The organism is Acidimicrobiia bacterium, from assembly GCA_036396535.1.
Classification (GTDB): domain Bacteria; phylum Actinomycetota; class Acidimicrobiia; order Spongiisociales; family UBA5794; genus DASWKR01.
The window spans coordinates 1-6,347 of sequence record DASWKR010000090.1 but is presented as its reverse complement, the minus strand read 5'-3'; the positions used below and the strand labels follow the sequence as shown (position 1 = coordinate 6,347).

Annotated in this window: 6 protein-coding genes; 4 read left to right on the top strand and 2 right to left on the bottom strand. The window is 69.5% G+C overall.

What is annotated here, in order from left to right; all coding sequences use genetic code 11:
- The coding region (locus VGC47_15010) for an oxygenase MpaB family protein (protein ID HEX9856619.1) at positions 1-634 on the top strand (634 nt) is incomplete at its 5' end.
- 106 nt (positions 635-740) lie between these two features.
- Positions 741-2,066, top strand: coding sequence for an ammonium transporter (locus VGC47_15005; protein ID HEX9856618.1), 1,326 nt, complete (start codon positions 741-743; stop codon positions 2,064-2,066).
- 127 nt (positions 2,067-2,193) lie between these two features.
- Here VGC47_15005 and VGC47_15000 read toward each other — a convergent pair whose 3' ends face one another.
- Positions 2,194-3,063: a 5'-3' exonuclease H3TH domain-containing protein gene (locus VGC47_15000; protein ID HEX9856617.1), complete on the bottom strand. Its 870-nt coding sequence runs from the start codon at positions 3,061-3,063 to the stop codon at positions 2,194-2,196.
- A gap of 73 nt (positions 3,064-3,136) precedes the next feature.
- Between VGC47_15000 and VGC47_14995 the strand changes: the two genes are divergently transcribed.
- Both VGC47_14995 and VGC47_14990 read left to right on the top strand, forming a co-directional pair.
- The gene (locus VGC47_14995; GenBank protein ID HEX9856616.1) at positions 3,137-3,667 is read left to right on the top strand and encodes a hypothetical protein; all 531 of its coding nucleotides are present in this window, start codon (positions 3,137-3,139) and stop codon (positions 3,665-3,667) included.
- Positions 3,664-4,479: a sulfurtransferase gene (locus VGC47_14990; protein HEX9856615.1), complete on the top strand. Its 816-nt coding sequence runs from the start codon at positions 3,664-3,666 to the stop codon at positions 4,477-4,479. Before VGC47_14995 ends, VGC47_14990 begins: the two co-directional genes overlap by 4 nt.
- Here the strand turns inward: VGC47_14990 and ligD are convergent.
- A partial coding sequence (ligD, locus tag VGC47_14985; protein HEX9856614.1) for a non-homologous end-joining DNA ligase occupies positions 4,468-6,347 on the bottom strand: 1,880 nt, incomplete at its 5' end. The genes VGC47_14990 and ligD overlap by 12 nt on opposite strands.

Sequence of the window (6,347 nt, the reverse complement as noted above, 5' to 3'; positions counted from 1 at the left end):
GAACCTCATCACGTTCGGAGGCGAGCGGGCCGCCGGCGAGGCAGCCGAGCGGATCAACAAGCTGCACCGGGTGATCAACGGCGTCGACGAGGTGACCGGCGAGTGGTACGACGCCCTCGACTACGAGCAACTCTTGTGGGTCCACGCCGCCCTCGAGGTGAGCACCATCGCCTTCTTCGAGCTCACCGTGGAGCCCCTGTCGGCGCCCGAGAAGGACCGATACCACGAGGAGAACAAGACGGCCGCCGAGCTTCTCATGCTGCCACGGGACTTCGTGCCGGCGACGTTCGCCGACACGACCCGCTACGTGGACGACATGACGACGTGCGGGCGGTTGCGGGTGACGGACGTCTCGCGTGAGGTCGCCGACCTCATCACGACGTCGGCGGTGCCCGCCAGGATCAAGCCACTGTGGAAGTTCGTCGCCTTCGCCGCCGTCGGGACGCTCCCACCGGCGGTGCGCGACCTGTACGGGTTCGGCTGGACGCCGCCCAAGCAGCGACTCCTCGACGCCAACTTCGCCCTGATGCGGATGGCGGTCCCCCGCCTGCCGTGGCGGGTGAGGACCATCGTTCCTGCCCGCTGGGCGGACCTGAGGCTCGCCAACCCACTCCCTGAGGCCCCTGGCGCGTAACCGGTCGGAAACGCGCCGTTCGCCCACCCGTAAAGCTCCGTTGACCGGCGCGAAATCCGTCCCCCGTACGGTCCCACTCGTCGGCTGTACGGAGAGGGAGAACGACATGAGACGCAGATTGCTGACGGGAACGGCGTTGCTGGCGGTGATGACGGCCGGGCCGCTGGCGGGAACGGCCAGCGCCCAGACGATCGAAGAGGTGGCGACGGCCGCCAACGAGATGTGGCTCGTGCTGGCGGCCGCCCTCGTGATGTTCATGCAGGCGGGTTTCGCGCTCGTCGAGGCCGGGTTCACCAGGGCCAAGAACGCCGGGAACATCATCATGAAGAACCTGATGGACTTCGCCGTGGGCGGGATCGTCTACTGGGCGATCGGCTTCGCGTTGGCGTACGGAGGCACGTCGGTCGGTGGGTGGTTCGCCTACGGAGAGGTGTTCTTCTTCGACGACGCTTCCCGAGCGTCCGAGTGGTTCTTCCAGGTCGTGTTCGCGGCGACGGCGGCGACCATCGTGTCGGGGGCGCTCGCCGAGCGGGTCAAGTTCATCTCGTACCTGATCTACACGCCGTTCATCACGGCGATCATCTATCCGGTCGTCACCCACTGGGTCTGGGACGGCCGAGGGTGGCTCTTCGAGCTCGGCTACCTCGACTTCGCCGGGTCGGGGGTCGTCCACCTGCTCGGAGGGGTGGCGGCCTTCGCAGGCGTCCTCGTCGTCGGCCCCCGGATCGGAAAGTACGACGAGAACGGCAGGCCGCGGGTCATCCCCGGGCACTCGCTCACCAGGGGGGCGCTCGGGGTCTTCGTGCTCTGGTTCGGGTGGTACGGCTTCAACGCCGGCTCGACGCTCGGGTCGGTCGGGGCGGACATCGCATACCCGGCGGTCACGACGACGCTGGCTGCGTGTGCCGGAGCCGTCGGGGCGATGTTCACGTCGTGGATCCTCCACGGGAAGCCGGATCCGGGGTTCACCCTGAACGGCGTGCTCGCCGGCCTCGTCGGCATCACGGCCGGGACCGCTTCCATCGGCTTCGGAGGATCGGTGCTCGTCGGCCTCATCGCCGGCGTGATCATGGTCGGCTCGGTCGTCTTCCTCGACCGGATCGGCATCGACGACCCGGTGGGAGCCATCTCGGTGCACGGCACCGCCGGACTGTGGGGCGTGCTGGCGGTCGGGATCTTCGCGGCCGGGGACGGCGTCACCCTCGCCAACCAGGCCGTCGGGGCGTTCGCCATCATCGCCTGGTCGCTCGTCACGAGCCTGCTGGTGTTCAAGCTCGTCGACGTCCTCGTCGGGATTCGCGTGTCCCCCGAGGAGGAGGTGTCCGGGCTCGACCGATCGGAGCACGGGGTGAGCGCCTACCCCGAGTTCGTGTTCCGGGAGCAGGTGGTGGATCCGAAGGCCCTCGATCCCGTGGGACCGAACGGGCACTGACCAGGCAGACCTGATCTCAAGGAGCGTGGCGAGGCGACATTCCGGCTGGAACCTCACCACCTTCGAGGTCCCTCGGCGACGGAGGGGCCGCCCGAGCGGCGGCCCCTCTGTCGTGTCTGAATCCGGGTCAGGCCCGCCAGCGCCTCGGCCGCGAGCGCAGCTGCGTGAACCCGTGTGCCTCGCACATCGCCTCGAACTCGGAGCGGGGGACGCCGTGCCATTCGAGGTCCTCGATCGTCTCGGCGAGCGGGACGTCGGTGCGGAGCACGGCGAGGTCCTTGTAGAGCGCCGCCTCGGCCCGACCGGCGGCCAGGGTGGCCGCCAGGTTGGCCGCTCCCCGCACGGCGACGCCCCACTCGGCTGCGTCGTCCGGGATGTCCTCGATGCGCCCGTATTCGGCGAGGACCGCCGATGTGCTCTTCGCCCCCCATCCGGGAAGGCCGGGGTATCCGTCGGCGCTGTCGCCGACCAGGGCCAGGTAATCGGGGATCGAGCCGGGGCCGATGCCGAACTTGGCGACGACGTCGTCGGCGTCGATGAAAGCCTGCTCCCGCCGGTTGTATCCGACGACCGTGGGGTGCCCGTACAGTTGGAACATGTCCTTGTCGGGGCTGTGGACCACGACCTTGTCGAAGTCGTCGGCCCAACGCACCGCCGCGGTGGCGATGGCGTCGTCCGTCTCCCACTCGATCATCGACCAGACGGTCACGCCGATCGCCCGCATGGCGTCCTCGGCGACCGGGAACTGAGCGAGCAGCTCGGGGTCCATGCCGGCGCTCGTCTTGTATCCGGGGAACATGTCGTTACGGAACGACTCGATCACCGTGTCGAAGGCGGCGGCGACGTGGGTCACCTCGGGTAGGTCGAGCAGCCCGAGCGTCGCCGCCACGATGCCGTAGGTCGCCTGGATCGACGAGCCGTCCGGCGCCGACCTGGCCGGCTGCCCAAAGTGGGCCCGGAAGAGCTCATAGGTGCCGTCGATGAGGTGGAGCTGCATCGGGGCCACGGTAACGGACGGTCGGCCGCCGAAGGAGTCCGGGGTGACGCCCCCCTAGTACCGTTGCCACCATATGGCGCAGCGACCGACACAGCAGGTGCTCTACGGGTCGGCCGAGATGGTGAGCCCGTGGTTCTCCAACAGATGGGCTCTGCTGTCGAACGGGCAGCCGATCGCCTCCCTCGAGCGGTTCGGACGCCTCCACGTGTCGACCGTGTCGTTCCCGGACGGCACCCGCTGGCTCCTCGAGCCGAGCGGCTCATCCGTCGTCCGGGCGATCGACGGTCCCGACTCCGAGTTCGCCAGGGTCACCCGCCGCTCCTGGTGGGGAAGGCGATGGGACATCACCGGGACGGGGTTCGCCTACCAGCTCGTGAGCCATCCCGTGCCGCGCCGCTGGATGCTGGCGGTCGGGGGTGCGCCGATCGCCGCCATCACCGGGTCGTTGTTCTCCTACAACACCATTCGGTTCGACATGACGCTGGCGGTTCCCCTGCCGACCATCGTGCTGGCGTGGCACGTGATCGCCCGCCCATGGGAGGCGGCCGCCGCCCCCCGCGGGCTCCTGCCGGCGCCGCGACACGCCGTCGAGGGAACGGCTTGACCGACGGCCTGGTGACCGTCGCCTGGCTCGCCGATCATCTCCTGGAACCACGCGTCCTCGTCGCAGACTGCCGCTGGTACCTCGGCGAACCGGAACGGGGCGGCGCCGCCTATGCCGAGTCGCACATCCCGGGAGCCGTGTTCGTCGACCTGGAGCACGAGCTGTCCGCACCGGAAGGGCCGGGGCGCCATCCCCTGCCCGCCCGGGAGTCGTTGGCGGCGACGCTCGAGAGCAAGGGTGTCGGAAGCGACATGTCCGTCGTCGCCTACGACGACCGCGGGGGTGCCGTCGCAGCCCGGCTGTGGTGGATGCTCCGCTGGCTCGGCCACGAGGACGCCGCGGTCCTCGACGGCGGCCTGACCGCCTGGGTCGAGGCGGGGCTGCCGACCACGAGTGCGGTGCCGGAGCGCCCGGCGGCGAGATTCGCGGTCGAGGATCCCCTCACCCGCACGATCGACCGCCACGAGTTGCAGGGGCGCATCGGCTCGGTCGCCCTCGTCGACGCCCGCGACGCCGACCGCTACCGGGGCGAGCGGGAGCCGGTCGACGCCGCCGCCGGGCACATCCCGACCGCCATCAACGTCCCGTACTCCGACAACCTCGACACGACGCTGCGCTTCAGGCCGGCCGAGGCCCTCGCCGGCCTCTATCCGGACGGCGAGGTGGTCGTGTACTGCGGCAGCGGCGTCACCGCCTGCCACGACATCCTGGCGATGCGCCTCGCCGGGCGAGCCGAGCCGATCCTCTACCCGGGATCATGGAGCGACTGGTCGGCGACCGGGGGCGCCGTGGCCACCGGGTCACAGCCCTAAGGCCGCCTCCGGGCCTTCGAGCCGCTGGCCGCCCGTGAGCACCGGGGCGAACAGGTCGCCGTACTGGCGGAGCCGCTCCCAGATCGTCGCCATCGTGAAGTCGGTCGGTTTCACCGTGTCGAGCTCCTTCCACAGGACCGGAGTGCTCACCGGCGCCGCTTGCTCGGGTCTCACCGAGTAGACCGAGGCGATCGTCTTGCCGGCGACGTTCTGGTTGTGGTCGATGAACACCTTGGGGCCGCGTTTGGGGATGTCCCATTGCATCGTGGCGTTCTCCGGGTCGGCCGATGCGATCATCCTGCCGAGGGTCTCGACGAACCGGCGGACCCGGCCGTAGTCGTAGAGCGGATCGATCGGCACGTAGATGTGGATGCCCGTCGCCCCGGACAGCTTCGGGTAGCCGGCGAGGCCGAGGCGCTCCAGCAGCACGTTGACGAGTCCGGCGACGTAGACCACCTGGTCCCACGTGCAGCCTTCCTGGGGGTCGAGGTCGAAGATGGCGAAGTCCGGCTGATCGAAGCGCTCCACCCTGCTCAGCCAGGGGTGCATCTCGATGCACCCGAGGTTGGCGACCCACATGAGCGACTCCTTGTCGGGAGCCGTGCAGAACTCGATCGGCTCGCCCCGGTGGCTCGAGTGGATCGGGGCTCGCACGATCCAGTCGGGGGCATGGACCGGGCATTGCTTCTCGTAGAAGAACGGTCCCGTCGCCCCGTCGGGATAGCGAGCCATCGAGAGCGCCCGACCCTGGAGATGCGGGAGGAGGACGGGGGCGATCGAGGCGTAATAGGAGACGAGGTCGCCCTTGGTATAGCCGTCGGCCGGGAAGAACTCCTTGTCGGGGTTGGACAGGCGGACCTGGCGATCGAGGCCGACGGTGAAGTAGCCGTCGCCCTCCTGCTCGACGGTGACCGGCTCGGGGAACTCGATCAGCCCCGAGCCGAGCGGACGGCCCTCGCCCGAGGGCTCCGGCCTGCCCGCCTGCTCGCTGGCCCGCAGGTCGTCGAGGATGGCGTCGTGGCTCGACTCCTCCTTGGCCTCGGAGATGACGATCATGCGCAGCCCGGTGGCGACCGCAGCCTCGGCGAGTGGACCGGAGCGCAATGAGCCGTTGCCGTACGGGACGTGGCGGATCTCGCCTCTCGGCCCGAACTCGTTGTCGGTGAACTGGGTGTGCAGCGGGTCGATCGCCCAGCCGGGGAACTCGGCCCGCAGGAACCCGATCACCGACTCGAACGCCTCCTTGGTGGTGAGCGCACCTCCGGACTTGGCGTGGACGTGCGCCCAGTCGATCACGGGCCGCACGAAGGCGAACTCCTTGGCGATGAGGGCGATGTCTCCGAGTGATCCGAAGGCCCGCTCGGTGCCGCTCGTCTCGAGGCCCAGGGCGACACCGAGGTGGCGCACCTTCGGCTCGATCCGGGCGAGGCCCTCGGCCACCAGGTCGTGGAGTTGGTCGGCCGACCTGTCCGACACCGAGCCGGTGTGCGCCACGATCGTGTGGGCGCCGAGCGCCTTCCCGAGTTTCATGGTGTGCTCGAGGGCCGAGAGCGTCTGTTTGCGGCGGTCGTCGTCCTCGACCGTGAGCACCGCGAAGTACGGGGCGTGCACCGAGACCGACATCCCCCGCTCGGCGGTCAGCTTCCCGAAGGCGGCGCACCGCTTCTCGTTCCATGGGAACCCGTGCACGAACGGCAACTCGACCGCCTCGTGCCCCCTGGCGACGAGCGAGTCGAGCCAGTCGGCATCGCCGCCGTCCTCGGGGGGCATCTTCGAGATGCCGAACCGGATCATCCCGGGACGATATCTCGCCGGGCAGGCCTGCGATGCGAGTACGGTTGCCGGGTGATCTCCAGCGACGAGCTCCT